Below are 15,401 nucleotides of genomic sequence, written 5' to 3'. Positions count from 1 at the left end.
CCGCGCCGAGCACATCGGCGGGGCTTTGAGTGGGGGCATGCGTACGGACGACGGAACCGCGGCACCGGGCGGGAGCGGCGGCTCCCGTTCCGGGTCCGGGGGCGCGCCGGCAACGGGCGACGGGAAGGGACCGGCGAGCGGGGACGGGCCCGGACCGGGGAACGGGGGCGGGAAGGGGGCGGAGGGCGGAGCGGGGGCCGCGCCCAGCGGGCCCGGGACGGCCAGCGCGCTTCCGCTGCGCACCATCCTCAGCAGCCGCGGCTATCTCGCCCTGCTGCTGTTCTCGGCGGTCATCGGCGCCCCGATCGCTTTTCTCGCCTTCCTCTTCGTCAGCCTGCAGCACCAGCTCCAGCACGCCGTCTGGACCGACCTCCCCGAAGCCGTCGGCTATGCCGAGGCGCCCTGGTGGTGGCCGCTGCCCGCGCTGCTGCTGGCGGGGCTGATCCTGGTCCCGGTCGTCACCCGTTTCCCCGGCGGGGGCGGCCACCATCCGGTGGACGGGCTGGGCGGGCCGCCGCTCGGGCCGAAAGCGCTGCCGGGCGTCGTGATCGCGGCACTGGCGACGCTTCCCCTGGGCGTGGTGCTCGGGCCCGAGGCCCCGCTGATGGCGCTCGGCAGCGGTCTCGCGCTCCTCGCGCTGAGGGCCGTGAAGCAGTCCGCCCATCCGAAGGCCGGGCTGGTGCTGGCCATGAGCGGATCGACCACGGCCATCTCCACCATCTTCGGCGGACCGCTGGTCGCGGTGGTGATGATCGTGGAGGCGGCGGGGCTTGCCGGTACGCAGCTCTTCGTCCTGCTGCTGCCCTGTCTGCTGGCGAGCGGGGTGGGCGCGCTGGTCTTCACCGGCTTCGGCCGGTGGACGGGCTTCTCCACGGGCGCGCTCTCGCTGCCCTCCGTACCGCCGGACACCACCCCGGACGCCGGTGACTTCCTGTGGGGCGTGCCCGTCGCCGTACTGATCGCCGTGATCGTGCTGTACGCCCACCGGATCGGTTCCCTGACGGCCCGGTGGACCCGGGCCCGCACCGGGCCGCGGACGGTGGTCTGCGCCGTGGCCGTGGGGGTGCTCATCGCCGCGTACGCCCTGATCACCGGCCGGTCCCCGGAGGAGGCCGCGCTCTCGGGGCAGGCCACGCTCGGGGTGCTCGCCGCGGATCCCGACGCCTGGCCGGTCGCGGCGCTTCTGGTGCTCGTGCTCTGCAAGGGGCTGGCCTGGGGCATCGCGCTCGGGTCGCTGCGCGGCGGCCCGATCTTCCCGGCGGTACTGCTCGGGGCCGCGATGGGGGTGGCGTGTTCGGGGCTGCCGGGGCTCGGGGTGACCGCGGGGCTGGCGCTCGGGATGGTCACCGCGACGGCGGTGGTCACCCGGCTGCCCGTGACCAGCGCCGTACTGGCCGCGCTGCTGCTCGGGCCGGACGCGGCGAACCAGATGCCGCTGGTCGCGGTCTGCTCGGTGGTCGGTTTCGTTACGGCGCATGTGATGGAGAGCCTGGGCCGGCACGGAGAGAAGAAGGCGGGGGCGGCGGCGGAGCCGGGGACGGCCGGCGGGTGACCGCGGGCGGGCCGTGCGGCGGACACAGGGCCGTAAGGAGTAACCCGGCAACTCTTTGCCGTATCCGGGAACCCGACCCCGGGGCGGCTCGTTGGGCATATTGGGCAAAGGAAACGTCAAGGAAGGCGCGGCCCGCGCCGGATTGCGCAGGGATTTCCATGGGTGTCAGCCTTTCCAAGGGCGGCAATGTCTCGCTGACCAAGGAGGCCCCCGGCCTTTCCGCGGTTGTCGTCGGCCTCGGCTGGGACGTGCGTACCACCACCGGGACGGACTTCGACCTCGACGCGAGCGCGCTGCTGATCGACGGCGGCGGCAAGGTCCTCTCCGACCACCACTTCGTCTTCTTCAACAACCTCAAGAGCCCCGAGGGCGCCGTCGAGCACACCGGTGACAACCTCACCGGTGAGGGCGAGGGCGACGACGAGCAGATCAAGGTCGACCTGGCCGCCGTTCCGGCCAACGCCGAGAAGATCGTCTTCCCCGTCTCGATCCACGAGGGCGAGAGCCGCGGCCAGTCCTTCGGCCAGGTCCGCAACGCGTTCATCCGTGTCATCAACCAGGCCGGCGGCGCCGAGCTGGCCCGCTACGACCTGAGCGAGGACGCCTCGACCGAGACCGCCATGGTCTTCGGCGAGCTGTACCGCCACGGCGCGGAGTGGAAGTTCCGTGCGGTGGGCCAGGGTTACGCCTCCGGTCTGCGCGGTATCGCCCAGGACTTCGGCGTCAACATCTGATCGCAGGTATTGCAGACAGCGCACAACGCGCCTCGCGCGCCGCGCGGAAAGCGGTAGCTGCCGCGTCCGGCACCGTCCTTTCGGGCGGTGCCGGACGGGTATGGGAGTGCGCCGCGCAAAGGGTCCGCCGCCGTTGGGCGGCGGGCCCTTGCCGGTCCCCGGGACGGGTGATCCACTGGTGGTCCGGCAGCGGAGCCGGACCGGACCAGGGGCAGGGGCAGGGGCCGTCTCCGCGCGGCCGTACGGCACGGATCCCGCCGCCCCGTCCGGGCGCGCGGGCCGCTCCGGCCCGGGCCGTAACTCCGGGCCGTACAACCGAAGAACCGAAGAGGACGAGGTATCCATGGCCACGACCGCCGAGCACCTCGCACCACCTCCGGGCGTCGACCTGGTCTGGTACGGCCGCGTGGCCGAGCTGGCCGAGGACGCCCTCGCCCACCGCCATCTCCTCGACGCCGAGGAAACGTCCAGACTGGACGCCTTCTTCCGGCCCAAGGACCGCCATGCCTACGCCGTGGCGCATGTGGCCCTGCGCAGACTGCTGGGCGCGCATCTGGGCATCGCCCCCGCGGCCGTCACTATGGAACGCCGCCCCTGCGCCCGGTGCGAAGGCCCGCACGGCCGGCCCGCCGTTCCCGGTGACCCGGTGCACTTCTCCCTCTCGCACACCAGCCGCACCTCGGACGGCAGGGTGCTGATCGCACTCGCGGGCGCCCCGATCGGGGTGGACGTCGAGATCGTGCCGGAGGAGCGGACCGTCGCCGAGGTCAGCAGACAGCTCCACCCGCAGGAGCAGACGGAACTGGAAGCTCTGCATCCGGCGGACCGGCCGCTCGCTTTCGCCCGCTGCTGGACCCGGAAGGAGTCCGTCCTCAAGGCAACGGGCGCCGGGCTCGGCGAAGGGGTGAGCGGCATCCATGTGGGTGCGGGACAGGTCCCGCAGCAGCGGCCTCTGGGGGCCGCCACTCCCTGTGCGCTGGCCGATCTGCCCGCCGGGGACGGCTATGCGGCGGCCGTCGCCGTACTCGGATCAACCGGCCGGAGCGGAGTCTGAACCATGCAGTTCATCATCTTCATGACGCTTCCGGGGCTGGTGATCCTGCTGACGGTCATAGCCTTCGCCGACTATCTGATGCGGGCGACGGGGCGCGGGAAGCGGACCGGGCGGGTGTCGGCGACCGGCTTCGAGCAACTGCACGCCTCCTTCTCCCCCGGGAAGGCGACCGAGCTGAAGGAGCGGCAGAGCTCGCTGCTGATGAAGGACGACGACGAGGACGGTGCCCCGCCGAATCGTTCCACCGTGGATCTCGACAGCGGGGTGGCGGTGGTACGGCTGCCGCCGGCCGGGGCGGAGGGCGGCGCCCGCTGAACCGGGCGGACGGCCCGCAGCAGCCGTGACGCCGCCTCTGGGGACGGCCTGCCGCCGCCCGGCCGGGCGGCGGCAGGCGGCAGGCGCGGTCCGGCGCCCGCCGGGTCAGGAAGCCGCCGGCCTGCTCGCCTTCAGGGAGTACATCAGCGGAACGCGCGGCTGCCCGGCCGGGAAGCGGAGGTAGCCGTCCCGCTTCTCCAGGTTCTCGAAGCGCTCGAACACCGATACGTCGTGTTCATGAAGGAACTCCAGCCGCAGCCCGGTGGCGCAGAGCGCCGAGACGACGTCGCCGATCGGATGCTGCCACTCGACCGTGCGGTTGTGGACGGTCTCGGCGGACGGGTCCGCGTAGGTCCCCGCCACCTCCTCCACCCAGGGCTCGCGCGTGAAGTAGTCGTGGACGACCCGCGATCCGGTCTCGTCGTCGAGCACATCGGTGATCGGATGGAACTCGGCGAGATAGAGGAAGCCGCCGGGCGCCACGAAGGACGCCGCGATCTCGGCCCAGCGCCGGATGTCCGGCAGCCAGCTGAGGGCGCCCAAGCCCGTGTAGACGATGTCGTACGGCCCCGGGGGCACGGCTTCGACGGCGTCGTACACGTCCGCGGCCACGAACGCGGCACGCTCCGGGCCCCAGCCGGCCTCCGCGGCGAGGGCACGGGCGTTCGCGACGGCCGGTTCGGAGAAGTCCAGCCCGACGACGCGCGAGGCGCCGTGGCGGGCCCAGCCCAGGGTGTCGAGGCCGAAGTGGCACTGGAGGTGGAGCAGACTGCGGCCGGTGACGTCCCCGACCTCCGAGACCTCGAAATCGCGCAGCGGATCCTTGCCCGCGCGGAATGCCTCGACCTCGTAGAACTCGCCGGTCATATGAATGGGAACACGCTCGTCCCAGTTGGCGCGATTGGCCTCTCGCCAGCCTTCGGGAACCGTGGATGCAGACATGAGCCCGACGTTATCCACAGGCTGAGGACAGTGCGAACGATTTGTCGGGCGTCCGGCGCAGAATGGGGTCATGACTGAGAACACCGAGTTGAACCCGGCGCAGGCCGTCCCGGAGGGCGCGCCGCAGGCCCCGCTCTGGGAGCAGCGCTTCCGGGCACCGCGCGTCTCGCTCCCCGACTGGGCCCGGGACGCACCGGACCGTTCGCTGTTCGTCTCCAATGCCACGGGGACGTACGAGCTGTACGCGTGGGACCGGGCGACCGGCGGGCAGCGGCAGGTCACGGACCGGCCGAACGGTACGACCGACGGGACGCTCTCCCCGGACGGCAAGTGGATCTGGTGGTTCTCGGACAAGGACGGGGACGAGTTCGGCATATGGCTGCGGCAGCCCTTCGGCGGCGGCCCCGACGAACCGGCCGCCCCGGGTCTGGACCCCTCCTATCCGGCGGGGCTGGCGATCGGGCGGACCGGTGTCGCGGTGATCGGGCGGTCCACCGACGAGGACGGCACGACCATCCATGTCGTACGGAACGCGGCGGCGTGCAGCCCGCCGGTGGAGATCTACCGGCACCGCGAGTCGGCCGGAGTGGGCGATCTCTCCCACGACGGGACGCTGATCGCCATCGAGCACACCGAGCACGGTGACGCGATGCACTCGGCGCTGCGGGTGGTGGGCCTCGACGGAAGCACGGTCGCCGAACTGGACGACACCAGGGGCGGCACGGAGGAGCTGGGTCTGGAGGTGCTCGGCTTCGCGCCGGTCGACGGTGACACCCGGCTGCTCGTGGGGCATCAGCGCCGGGGCCGCTGGGAGCCGATGATCTGGGACGTCGCCTCCGGCGAGGAGACCGCGCTGGCGATCGACCTGCCGGGCGATGTGAACGCCGAGTGGTATCCCGACGGCTCCGGGCTGCTGATCGCGCACAGCTTCAAGGCGCGCGGGGAGCTGTGGCGGTACGACCTGGCGTCGGGCGGGCTGACCAGGATCGACAGTCCGCCCGGCTCGGTCTCCGGGGCGACGGTCCGCCCCGGTGGCGAGGTCGAGTACCTCTGGTCCTCGGCCGCGCTGCCGCCGCAGGTGCGGTCCACCGCGGGCGGGATCGTGCTGGACCCGCCCGGTCCGAAGGCGCCGGAGTCGGTGCCGGTGGAGGACGTGTGGGTGGAGGGGCCGGGCGGCCCGGTGCATGCGCTGGTGCAGCGGCCCGCCGGGGCGAGCGGCCCGCTGCCGACGGTCTTCGAGATCCACGGCGGCCCGACGTGGCATGACAGCGACTCCTTCGCGGCGGGTCCGGCGGCCTGGGTGGACCAGGGCTATGCGGTGGTCCGGGTGAACTACCGGGGTTCGACGGGCTACGGGCGGGCGTGGACGGACGCGCTCAAGCACCGGGTCGGACTGATCGAGCTGGAGGACATCGCGGCGGTCCGCGAGTGGGCGGTGTCGTCCGGGCTGGCCGACCCGGGGCGGCTGATCCTGGCGGGCGGCTCCTGGGGCGGCTATCTCACCCTTCTCGGGCTGGGGACACAGCCGGGGATATGGGCGCTGGGGCTGGCCGCGGTGCCCGTGGCGGACTACGTCACGGCCTACCACGACGAGATCGAGGCGCTGAAGGCGATGGACCGCACCCTGCTGGGCGGGACGCCGGAGGAGGTGCCGGAGCGGTTCGCGGCCTCGTCGCCGCTGACCTATGTGGACGAGGTCCGGGCGCCGGTCTATATCTCGGCGGGCGTCAACGATCCCCGCTGCCCCATCCGCCAGGTGGAGAACTACGTCGACCGGCTGGCCGCCCGCGGCGCGGTCCACGAGGTCTACCGGTACGACGCGGGCCACGGCTCGCTGGTGGTCGAGGAGCGGATCAAGCAGGTGGCCATGGAGATCGCCTTCGCGGCGGCGCATCTGCCGGGCCCGGGCGGCGGTACGAACGGCGGTGCGGGCGGCAGCGCCGCGGACGGGGACACCCCGGCCGGAGAGGGGGGCGCGCAGGAGTAGCCGGAGGGGGTTCCGTACCGTGGAGGGGTGTACAGGTTCCTGCTGACGCCCCGCTGGTGGGGCATCAATGTCTTCGTAGCGCTGGCGATCCCGCTGTGCATCTTCATGGGGACCTGGCAGCTCGGCCGGTTCGAGGACCGGGCCGAGGCCCAGAAGGAGGCGGAGCGGGCGCCCACGGCGGAGGAGCTGAAGCCGACGCCGCTGGACGAGCTGCTGCCCGTCGACAAGGAGACGTCCGGACGGACGGCGACGGCGGGCGGGCGGTACGGCGAACAGTTCCTCGTCCCGGGGCGGGAGCTGGACGGCCGGACCGGTTCCTATGTGCTGACGCTGCTGAAGACCGACGGGGGCAAGTCCCTCCCGGTGGTCCGGGGCTGGCTGGCCGAGGGCGCCGCGGCGCCCGCCGCGCCGGCGGGCCGGGTCTCGGTGTCGGGCGCGCTCCAGGCGTCCGAGACCGTCGGCAAGGACGGGGTGCACACGGCGGGTGGTCTGCCCAAGGGCCAGCTGGCGATGATCAGCGCGGCATCGCTGGTCAATGTGGTCCCGGACGATGTCTACGACGGCTGGGTCACCCTCACCAAGGCGGACGCGGGCCTGTCGGCCGTACCACCGACCCTGCCGGAGGGCACCGGGCTGGACCTGAAGGCCTTCCAGAACCTGGGCTACTCGGGCGAGTGGTTCGCCGGGGTCGCGTTCATCCTCTTCATGTGGGTCCGGCTGTTCCGGCGCGAGGTGGAGATGCTGAAGGACGCGGAGCTGGAGCGGGCACTGGCCGCGGAGGCGGCGGCCGGTGCGGGATCGGGCCCGGAGCCGGACCCGGAGTCGGAGTCGGGCCTCGAGTCGAAGTCGGGGCGGGATTCAGAGCCGGAGTCCGGTACCGATGAGGCTTCGGGTTCCGCAAGTACGGACGCCAGGGGCGCGATGACGACCGTGCCGTCGGAGGACGCGGGGAGCACGACCGGGCGGGCCTCGGTCTGACCGTCCGGCGATCAGCCGGGGTAGGGGATCCAGGCCCGGAGGTCGCGGCCGTAGTGGGACGGGGAGCCGGGGACGACCGCGCTCAGCGGGATCCATTCGTCATCCGGGTTCCAGGAGCCGTCGGCCGATGCCTGGGCGTATATCGGGCCGGGCGCCCAGGAGAGCAGAGCGCAGGGGCCGGTCAGGGACTCCGGACGCTCCGGCCGGTCCGGATCCGGCTCCTCGTCGGGCTCCTCGTCCGGATCCGGGGCGGGGTCCGGGTGGAGTTCGGCGACCCAGCCGAGGAACTCGCGGCCGTCGTGGAGCGTGAAACCGACCTTGTCGCCGTGGTCGCGGCGGGTAGCGAGATAGCGGAGGAGGGCCTCCGTGCCGTCGTCCGGGCGGTTCGCGTCGCCCGGGCCGCCGGTACGGTCCGGGGCGGCCGCGCCGCCGGGCGCACCGCCGGGCGCACCGCTGTTGTCGCCCGGGCCGCCGGAGCCGCCCGCGCTGCGGGGCCCGGGGTTCTCACCGGAGCCGGTGGTGCCGCCGGAGTCGTTCGTGCGGGCCGGACCGTTCGTGCCGTCGGGGCCGGTGGTGTTGTCGGGGCCGCCCATGAGGTCGTCCGTTCTCCGGAGGGGGCTTGTGGGTCGGGCCGGATCAGTGGGCGGGGTGTCTCTCCTGGCGTTCGGGCGCGGGGCCCGGCCCGTGCCCGAACGCAGCCGGGCGGGCGCGGGTACCCCCGCTTGCCGCCCCGGCCGGCCCGGCTCTCTGTGCTTGCGCGGGTGTGGGTGCCCCGGCGACCGGTGGGGTCTACGGGAAGCGGGCCCGGGCCGGTGGGCCCGGGGGCGGCTCAGTCGCCGAGGGCTCCGGTGCGGTAGATCGTGCCGGCGCAGGCGTTGGGGATGGTGGTTTCCGCGGTGGGGGCGCCCGGGTCGGCGGTGTGGGTGACGGAGACGCTGCCCTCGGCGGGTGCCGGGTCGGGGCCGTTCGGCTGGGTGTCGGTGCCCGCGGGAGGCGGTCCCGCTGGGTTGCCGCTGCCGCCGCCGGTGTTCGCGGTGCCCTCGGTGGTGGAGGGGTCGGGGGACGGCTGGCCGGTGGGACAGCTCCCTTCCGGGACCCAGGCGAACCGCACCTCGTAGGCCGCGGCGGGCTTCAGCAGCAGCGGGCCGTTCTCCTTCGCCGGGGCGGGGAGGCCGGGGGCCGCGTCGCCGCCGGTGTGCTCCACCACGCTGATCCTGGACTCGTCGGCGGCGCCGTTCACCGTGAAGGTGATCTTTCCGGCGCCCTTGACCGCGCATTCGCTCGTGGAGACGTTGGCGACCCGGAACGCGCCGTACACCCTGCCGTCCGCGTCGGGTGCGTCGGCCGCCGCCGATGTGACGTCGAGCTGGGACGGCTCACAGGCCGGGGAGGACTTGACCGGCGTCTCACCGGTGCCGTCGGTGGCTCCGGGGTCCCCGGTGGCGTCTTCGCTATACGAGGTGTCCGCCGAGGGGCCGCCGGGGCGGTCGCCCGGCCCGGGCTCCTGTCCTTTGCCGTCGTCCGGCCGGGGAGTCAGGGCGCCGTCCGGGCCGCCGGAGGTGCCGGAGGACTCGTCCCCGCCGCCGCCGGTGGGCCGGTCGTGGCCCGCGTTGGCGGTATTGGTGCTGGTGCTGCCGTCCGAGCCCGCGACATGGAGGAGGGCGGGCACCGCGGTCCCGGTCAGCACGACCGCCGCCACCGCGCCCACCAGCATCTGGCGCTTCCGGGCGCGCCGGGCCGGGACGGCCGTGCGCAGCCGGTCCAGCGCACCGTCGGAGGGCTGGAGGCCGTCGACGGCGTGCTGGAGCAGCAGCCCCAGATCGGCCGCGAAGTCAGGGCCGGAGTCGGAGCCGGACTCGGGGCCGCCGGGGCCGGAATCCCGGCCCGCGCCGGTGCCGAAGCCGGAGCGCGTGTCAGGGCCCGCGCCGGACCCGGAGGCCGCACCGAGTCCGGTGCCGGGGCCGAAGGCGGAGGTCGCGGCGCCGTCGCCGGGCCGCGGGTCCCGTTGTGCCGAGGGCTCCGGCGCGGCCGCGCCGTGTCCGTTGTCGGGCCTGTTGTTCACTGTTCCGTTTCCAGTCCGGTCGTCGAGCGGCGCGTCCGGCTGCCGCTCCGGCAGCCCGTCCCGCCCGCTTCCCGTGTCCTTGTCCCGCCCGCCGCTCACTTGCCGGCCCCCATGGCGACCCGCAGGGCCGCTATGCCCCGGGAGCCGTACGCCTTCACCGAGCCGAGGGATATGCCCAGCGTCTGGGCGACCTGGGCCTCGGTCATATCGGCGAAGTACCGCAGGACGAGGACCTCGCGCTGCCGCCGCTGGAGGCCGCGCATCGCCTTGATCAGGGCGTCCCGTTCCAGCTGGTCGTACGCGCCCTCCTCCGCGCTCGCCATGTCCGGCATCGGCTTGGAGAGCAGTTTGAGGCCGAGGATGCGGCGGCGCAGCGCCGAGCGGGAGAGATTGACGACGGTCTGCCGCAGATAGGCGAGGGTCTTCTCGGGGTCCCGGACGCGGTTGCGCGCCGAGTGCACCCGGATGAACGCCTCCTGGACGACGTCCTCGCAGGATGCGGTGTCGTCGAGGAGCAGCGCGGCCAGCCCCAGCAGGGAGCGGTAGTGCGCGCGGTAGGTCTCCGTGAGGTGGTCCACGGTGGTGCCGAGGGCCACGGCGGGTGCCGCGGCCGCGGTGGCGGCGGAGTGCGCGCCGCCGTTCTCCCGCTGGGTGGGAATGCCCGGGGAGAGCGCGGGGGCGGTCGCCGCCCCGGGGGGCGTCGAGGGGGAGGACGGCACGGGCGCGATCACCGGCATGCCCCCGGGCAGGCGCGGCCTGCGGAACGGGCGTACGGAGACGCCGGGCGCCGCCACCCTTGCGAAGTCGAGTACCTCTGCCACGCCTGTTGGACACGCGTCCCCCCGCGAGGGTTGTACGCGCGCCCTTCCGCTTCCGGGCGTGGATTCTCTGCAGCCATGCGTGCTCGCTCTTCCCCCATGCCCCTTCTCCGCGGCACCGGCCGGCGGTGCCCGCAGAAAAGACGCTCCCGGCCCGACCGCCGGTTGCAGCCGGGGCACAGGGAACCACTGATCGTCTTCGCCCCCCGCGCCGGACCGGTACGGATCGGCGGCGCGCTCACGGGGTGTCCACGGATCCTATAGAGCGCAGACCACATTGAGACAGGTCAGAGGGCTGGAAAAGCCGGAAACCGATCACCTGGCCGGGCCGGTGAGGGTCAGTGACTGGGCTACGGCCTCGGCGATCTGAGCGGTGTTCAGGGCCGCGCCCTTGCGGAGGTTGTCGCCGCAGACGAACAGTTCCAGGGCGCACGGGTCGTCGGGCGACCGCCGGACCCGGCCGACCCATGTCGGGTCGGTGCCGACCACGTCCGCGGGGGTCGGGAAGTCCCCGGCCGCAGGATCGTCGAAGAGGACCACTCCGGGCGAGGTCGCCAGGATCTCGTGGGCCCGGGCCACCGTCACCTCCGACTCGAAGCGCGCGTGCACCGCGAGGGAGTGGGTGGTGAGTACGGGGACCCGGACACAGGTCGCCGAGACCTGGAGCCCCGGCAGGTCCAGGACCTTGCGGACCTCGGCCCGCAGCCCCAGCTCCTCGGAGGACCAGCCGTCCCCGGCGGGCTCGCCGGTCCAGGGCACCACATTGAGGGCGACGGGCGCCGGGAAGGGGCCGAAGCCGCCGGACGGGGAGCCCGGGGAACCCACGGCACGGCGTACGTCCCCGGGGGTCTCCCCCAGCCCGGTACCGGCGACCAGCGCGGTCTGTGCCCGCAGTACGGCGACGGCTTCCCGCCCCGCGCCGCTGACGGCCTGGTACGAGGCGACGACCAGTTGCCGCAGCCCGAACTCGGCGTGCAGGGCGCCCACCGCCGGAAGCATGGCGAGGGTGGTGTCATGGGGTCCGGCGACGATGCCCCGCGGTCTGAGCCGGATGGCATGGGGGTTGATCTCGGGGACGACCAGCGGCACGTCCGGGTCGAGCCGGAACGCGGCGGAGGCGTCCACGACGACCGTGCCCTTGGCGGCCGCGACCGGCGCCCACCGCGCGGAGATCTCGGCGGGCACCAGGAACAGCGCCACATCGGCCCCGTCGAGCGCCTCCTCCGTCAGGGGGACGACCTCGCACTCCTCCCCGCGCACGGCCAGCTTGCGGCCGGCCGAGCGCGGGGAGGCGATCAGGCGGATGGCGCCCCAGACGTCCTCGTTGCGGGAGAGCAGCTCCAGCATCACCGCGCCGACGGCTCCGGTCGCTCCGACGACCGCGAGCGCCGGCTTGCGGGTCATCGGCCGGTGCCTCCGTAGACCACGGCCTCGTCGGAGTCGCTGTCCAGGCCGAAGCGGCTGTGTACGGCGCGCACCGCCTCGGTGACATCGTCGGCGCGGGTGACGACCGAGATACGGATCTCGGAGGTCGAGATCAGCTCGATGTTCACCCCGGCGTCGGTCAGCGCCTCGAAGAAGGAGGCGGTGACGCCCGGGTTGGTCTTCATCCCGGCGCCGACCAGGGAGATCTTTCCGATCTGGTCGTCGTAGCGCAGGGACTCGAAGCCGATCCGGTCCTTGGCCTTCTCCAGCTCGTCGATGGCCCGCGCGCCGTCCGTCTTGGGCAGCGTGAAGGAGATGTCGGTGAGGGCGGTGGTGGCCGCGGAGACATTCTGGACGATCATGTCCAGATTGATGTCGGCGTCCGCGATCGCCCGGAAGATGGCCGCCGCCTCGCCCGGCTTGTCGGGCACCCCGACGACCGTGACCTTGGCCTCGGAGACGTCATGGGCGACTCCGGAGATGATGGCGTGCTCCATCTGCTGGTCTCCCTGCGGTTCGTTGCTCACCCAGGTGCCGCGCAGCCCGGAGAAGGACGAGCGGACATGGATCGGAATGTTGTAGCGGCGGGCGTACTCGACACAGCGGTGGAGCAGCACCTTGGAGCCGGAGGAGGCCAGCTCCAGCATGTCCTCGAAGGAGATCCAGTCGATCTTCCTGGCCTTGGGGACGACCCGGGGGTCGGCGGTGAACACGCCGTCCACATCCGTGTAGATCTCGCAGACCTCGGCGTCCAGCGCGGCGGCCAGCGCGACGGCGGTGGTGTCGGAGCCGCCGCGGCCGAGGGTGGTGATGTCCTTCTTGTCCTGGGACACACCCTGGAAACCGGCGACGATGGCGATATTGCCCTCGTCCAGCGCGGTACGGATCCGGCCCGGCGTCACATCGATGATGCGCGCTTTGTTGTGGACCGAGTCGGTGATGACGCCGGCCTGGCTGCCGGTGAAGGACTGGGCCTCGTGGCCCAGGTTTTTGATCGCCATGGCCAGCAGCGCCATGGAGATCCGCTCTCCCGCGGTCAGCAGCATGTCGAATTCGCGGCCCGCGGGGATCGGGGACACCTGCTCCGCGAGATCGATCAGCTCGTCCGTCGTGTCGCCCATCGCGGAGACCACGACGACCACCTGGTGGCCGTTCTTCTTGGCATCCACGATTCGCTTGGCGACGCGCTTGATGCCTTCGGCATCGGCAACGGAGGAGCCTCCGTACTTCTGCACGACAAGGCCCACGTGCGCTCCTCGCTCGGTTTCTTTCCGCCGCAGTCCTGTGGTCTGCGGTCGGCCCAGTTTAACGAGCGGCCCCGGTCCGACGGCCGGCACATCACATGCTGAGATGCCCGGCTCGCCTGGTGAACGGCTCCGCCCGGCTGGCCTACTGCCCCGGAGAAGCCCTGGATACGCACCATGTGGGCGGCCTCACAGCGGAGGCCGCGGACGGCGGCGGTGGAACGGAGCGCGGTTCGGCGGGCGGAGGAGCGGCGATGGAACGGCGGTGGAGCGGCGCCGGAGCAGCGATGGAGCGGCGGTTCAGGGGCTGCGCAGCCCCAGCGGTGCGGCGATCTCCGCCGCCATCACCCGCCCGGCCTCCTCGGCCAGTGCTTCCTCGGCCAGGTCCTCGTCGGTGTCGAGCCCGTCCAGCTCGGCCAGCGGCTGGTCCAGCCGGACGTGCGAGACCAGGGACTGGAGCGCCCGCAGGGTCGCCGACGCGGTCGGCCCCCAGTTGGAGAAGTAGGAGAACTGCCACCACCAGAGCGCCTCGGTGGTGCGCCCGGCCCGGTAGTGGGCGAGGCCGTGCCGCAGATCGGTGACGATGTCCGCGACATTGTCCGAGATACGGAACGCGACGGGCGCCTTACGGGGCTCGTACGGGTCGAAGACCTCGGAGAACACGTCGATCGGGTCGAGCATCCGGGCGAACCGTTCCCGCAGGTCGTCCACGTCCGGCTCGGGGCCCGTGTCCGGCTCGTACCGCTCGTCCGGAACGATGTCCTCGTGCGCCCCCAGACGGCCGCCGGTCAGCAGCAGCTGGGAGACCTCCAGCAGCAGAAACGGGACGGCACTGTCCGGTTCGTCGCCCTTGGCGACCTCCGTCACAGCGACGATGAACGATTCGACCGAGTCCGCGATCTGGACCGCGAAGTCGGCGGGGTCCTGGTTCACGGCGTGCAGCATGGCGTCAGACATCGAGAAGTCGTCTCCCCTCGAAGGCACGTCCCAACGTGACCTCGTCGGCGTATTCCAAGTCTCCCCCCACAGGGAGACCGCTGGCCAGCCGGGTGACCTTCAAACCCATGGGTTTGATCATCCGGGCCAGGTAGGTGGCCGTGGCCTCGCCCTCCAGATTGGGGTCCGTGGCCAGGATCAGCTCGGTGACCGCGCCGTCCGCGAGCCGCGCGAGCAGCTCCCGGATCCGCAGATCGTCGGGGCCGACGCCCTCGATGGGGCTGATCGCCCCGCCGAGCACGTGGTAGCGGCCCCGGAACTCCCGGGTCCGCTCGACCGCCACGACGTCCTTCGACTCCTCCACCACACAGATGACGGCGGGGTCGCGGCGCGGGTCGCGGCAGATGTTGCACTGCTCCTGCTGGGCGACATTGCCGCAGACGGCGCAGAAGCGGACCTTGTCCTTCACTTCCAGCAGGGCATGGGCGAGCCTGCGGACGTCCGCCGGCTCGGCCTGGAGGATATGGAAGGCGATCCGCTGCGCGCTCTTGGGACCGACGCCGGGCAGCCTGCCCAGCTCGTCGATCAGATCCTGAACCACGCCTTCGTACAACGGACTGCCTTTCCTCTGCTCCGGGCCGTCGCGGCACTCCCGCCGGCCCGGTCGTCGACCGGTCGCCGGGATCCCTTCCGGCCCGTATCACCGTAGTGGCTGAGCCGCCCCGTCCAGAAGAGCCCGCTCAGGGCACACCGCACGCCCCTCGGGGCGCGAACGGGATCAGAACGGCAGACCCGGCATCCCGCCCAGGCCCTGTGCCAGCGGGCCGAGCTTCTGCTGCGCGAGCTGCTGCGCGTTCTCGTTGGCGGCCTGTACCGCGGCGACCACCAGGTCCGCGAGGGTCTCGGTGTCCTCGGGGTCGACCGCCTTCGGGTCGATCACCAGGGCGCGCAGCTCACCGGAGCCGGTGACGGTGGCCTTGACCAGACCGCCGCCGGCCTGGCCCTCGACCTCGGTCCGGCCCAGCTCCTCCTGCGCCGCGGCGAGGTCCTGCTGCATCTTCTGGGCCTGCTGGAGGAGCTGCTGCATATTGGGCTGGCCACCACCGGGGAACACGGTCACTCCTGGCATCTCGGCATCGCTGACGGGTACGCCGCGCTTCTCCACGGGTACGCCGTCGAGCCTACGTGGTCCCGGTTCGGACCGCCGCACCGAGCGGCGGGCCCGCCGCCCGAGGGGCTAAGCTGCGGGCCCACTGTCCGATCAAGGCCCCTCTGTGCTGGATACGCCGACACGAAATACCGGGATTTCCACCACACGAACCCCCATTCGGCGGTAGGAAAGGGCATGTCGTTC

At 72.6% G+C, this 15,401-nt stretch carries 15 protein-coding genes; 6 read left to right on the top strand and 9 right to left on the bottom strand.

Features of this window, described 5'->3' with window-relative positions; all coding sequences use genetic code 11:
* The first annotated feature begins 37 nt into the window (after nucleotides 1-37).
* From ACWDR0_RS03220 to ACWDR0_RS03205, 4 genes are all read left to right on the top strand, one after another.
* Complete coding sequence (locus ACWDR0_RS03220; RefSeq protein ID WP_456349885.1) at nucleotides 38-1,552, top strand: chloride channel protein; 1,515 nt, start codon at nucleotides 38-40, stop codon at nucleotides 1,550-1,552.
* A gap of 158 nt (nucleotides 1,553-1,710) precedes the next feature.
* Complete coding sequence (locus ACWDR0_RS03215) at nucleotides 1,711-2,286, top strand: TerD family protein (RefSeq protein ID WP_456349884.1); 576 nt, start codon at nucleotides 1,711-1,713, stop codon at nucleotides 2,284-2,286.
* 343 nt (nucleotides 2,287-2,629) lie between these two features.
* Nucleotides 2,630-3,340 (top strand): 4'-phosphopantetheinyl transferase family protein, encoded by a 711-nt coding sequence (locus ACWDR0_RS03210; protein WP_456349883.1) that lies wholly within the window; start codon nucleotides 2,630-2,632, stop codon nucleotides 3,338-3,340.
* 3 nt (nucleotides 3,341-3,343) lie between these two features.
* Entirely contained in the window at nucleotides 3,344-3,655 is a 312-nt protein-coding gene (locus ACWDR0_RS03205; protein ID WP_456349882.1) for a DUF6191 domain-containing protein, read from the top strand.
* 105 nt (nucleotides 3,656-3,760) lie between these two features.
* Here the strand turns inward: ACWDR0_RS03205 and ACWDR0_RS03200 are convergent, their stop codons facing one another.
* Nucleotides 3,761-4,597 carry a class I SAM-dependent methyltransferase gene (locus ACWDR0_RS03200; protein ID WP_456349881.1) on the bottom strand — a complete coding sequence of 279 codons (837 nt, stop codon included), beginning with the start codon at nucleotides 4,595-4,597 and terminating at the stop codon, nucleotides 3,761-3,763.
* A 70-nt stretch (nucleotides 4,598-4,667) separates the two neighbouring features.
* On the opposite strand from ACWDR0_RS03200, the gene ACWDR0_RS03195 reads away from it, so the two are divergent.
* Nucleotides 4,668-6,584: a prolyl oligopeptidase family serine peptidase gene (locus ACWDR0_RS03195; RefSeq protein WP_456349880.1), complete on the top strand. Its 1,917-nt coding sequence runs from the start codon at nucleotides 4,668-4,670 to the stop codon at nucleotides 6,582-6,584.
* Nucleotides 6,585-6,611: 27 nt separating this feature from the next.
* On the top strand, nucleotides 6,612-7,562 hold the full coding sequence (locus tag ACWDR0_RS03190; RefSeq protein WP_456349879.1) for an SURF1 family protein: 951 nt from the start codon (nucleotides 6,612-6,614) through the stop codon (nucleotides 7,560-7,562).
* Nucleotides 7,563-7,573: 11 nt separating this feature from the next.
* On the opposite strand, the gene ACWDR0_RS03185 is transcribed toward ACWDR0_RS03190, so the two are convergent.
* From ACWDR0_RS03185 to ACWDR0_RS03150, 8 genes are all read right to left on the bottom strand, one after another.
* Entirely contained in the window at nucleotides 7,574-8,155 is a 582-nt protein-coding gene (locus ACWDR0_RS03185; protein WP_456349878.1) for a hypothetical protein, read from the bottom strand.
* A 236-nt stretch (nucleotides 8,156-8,391) separates the two neighbouring features.
* Complete coding sequence (locus tag ACWDR0_RS03180; RefSeq protein ID WP_456349877.1) at nucleotides 8,392-9,723, bottom strand: hypothetical protein; 1,332 nt, start codon at nucleotides 9,721-9,723, stop codon at nucleotides 8,392-8,394.
* On the bottom strand, nucleotides 9,720-10,445 hold the full coding sequence (locus ACWDR0_RS03175; RefSeq protein ID WP_456349876.1) for a SigE family RNA polymerase sigma factor: 726 nt from the start codon (nucleotides 10,443-10,445) through the stop codon (nucleotides 9,720-9,722). The genes ACWDR0_RS03180 and ACWDR0_RS03175 overlap by 4 nt, the downstream gene beginning before the upstream one ends.
* A gap of 312 nt (nucleotides 10,446-10,757) precedes the next feature.
* Nucleotides 10,758-11,846 (bottom strand): aspartate-semialdehyde dehydrogenase, encoded by a 1,089-nt coding sequence (locus tag ACWDR0_RS03170; RefSeq protein WP_456349875.1) that lies wholly within the window; start codon nucleotides 11,844-11,846, stop codon nucleotides 10,758-10,760.
* Nucleotides 11,843-13,114 carry an aspartate kinase gene (locus tag ACWDR0_RS03165; RefSeq protein ID WP_456349874.1) on the bottom strand — a complete coding sequence of 424 codons (1,272 nt, stop codon included), beginning with the start codon at nucleotides 13,112-13,114 and terminating at the stop codon, nucleotides 11,843-11,845. The genes ACWDR0_RS03170 and ACWDR0_RS03165 overlap by 4 nt, the downstream gene beginning before the upstream one ends.
* Nucleotides 13,115-13,411: 297 nt before the next feature.
* Nucleotides 13,412-14,068: a DUF5063 domain-containing protein gene (locus ACWDR0_RS03160; RefSeq protein WP_456349873.1), complete on the bottom strand. Its 657-nt coding sequence runs from the start codon at nucleotides 14,066-14,068 to the stop codon at nucleotides 13,412-13,414.
* Nucleotides 14,061-14,660 (bottom strand): recombination mediator RecR, encoded by a 600-nt coding sequence (recR, locus tag ACWDR0_RS03155; RefSeq protein WP_456349872.1) that lies wholly within the window; start codon nucleotides 14,658-14,660, stop codon nucleotides 14,061-14,063. The genes ACWDR0_RS03160 and recR overlap by 8 nt, the downstream gene beginning before the upstream one ends.
* A gap of 165 nt (nucleotides 14,661-14,825) precedes the next feature.
* The gene (locus ACWDR0_RS03150; protein WP_456350013.1) at nucleotides 14,826-15,161 is read right to left on the bottom strand and encodes a YbaB/EbfC family nucleoid-associated protein; all 336 of its coding nucleotides are present in this window, start codon (nucleotides 15,159-15,161) and stop codon (nucleotides 14,826-14,828) included.
* Nucleotides 15,162-15,401 lie beyond the last annotated feature (240 nt).

This window comes from Streptomyces sp. NPDC003691, assembly GCF_053981115.1.
This window is presented reverse-complemented; position numbering and strand designations above follow the sequence as displayed.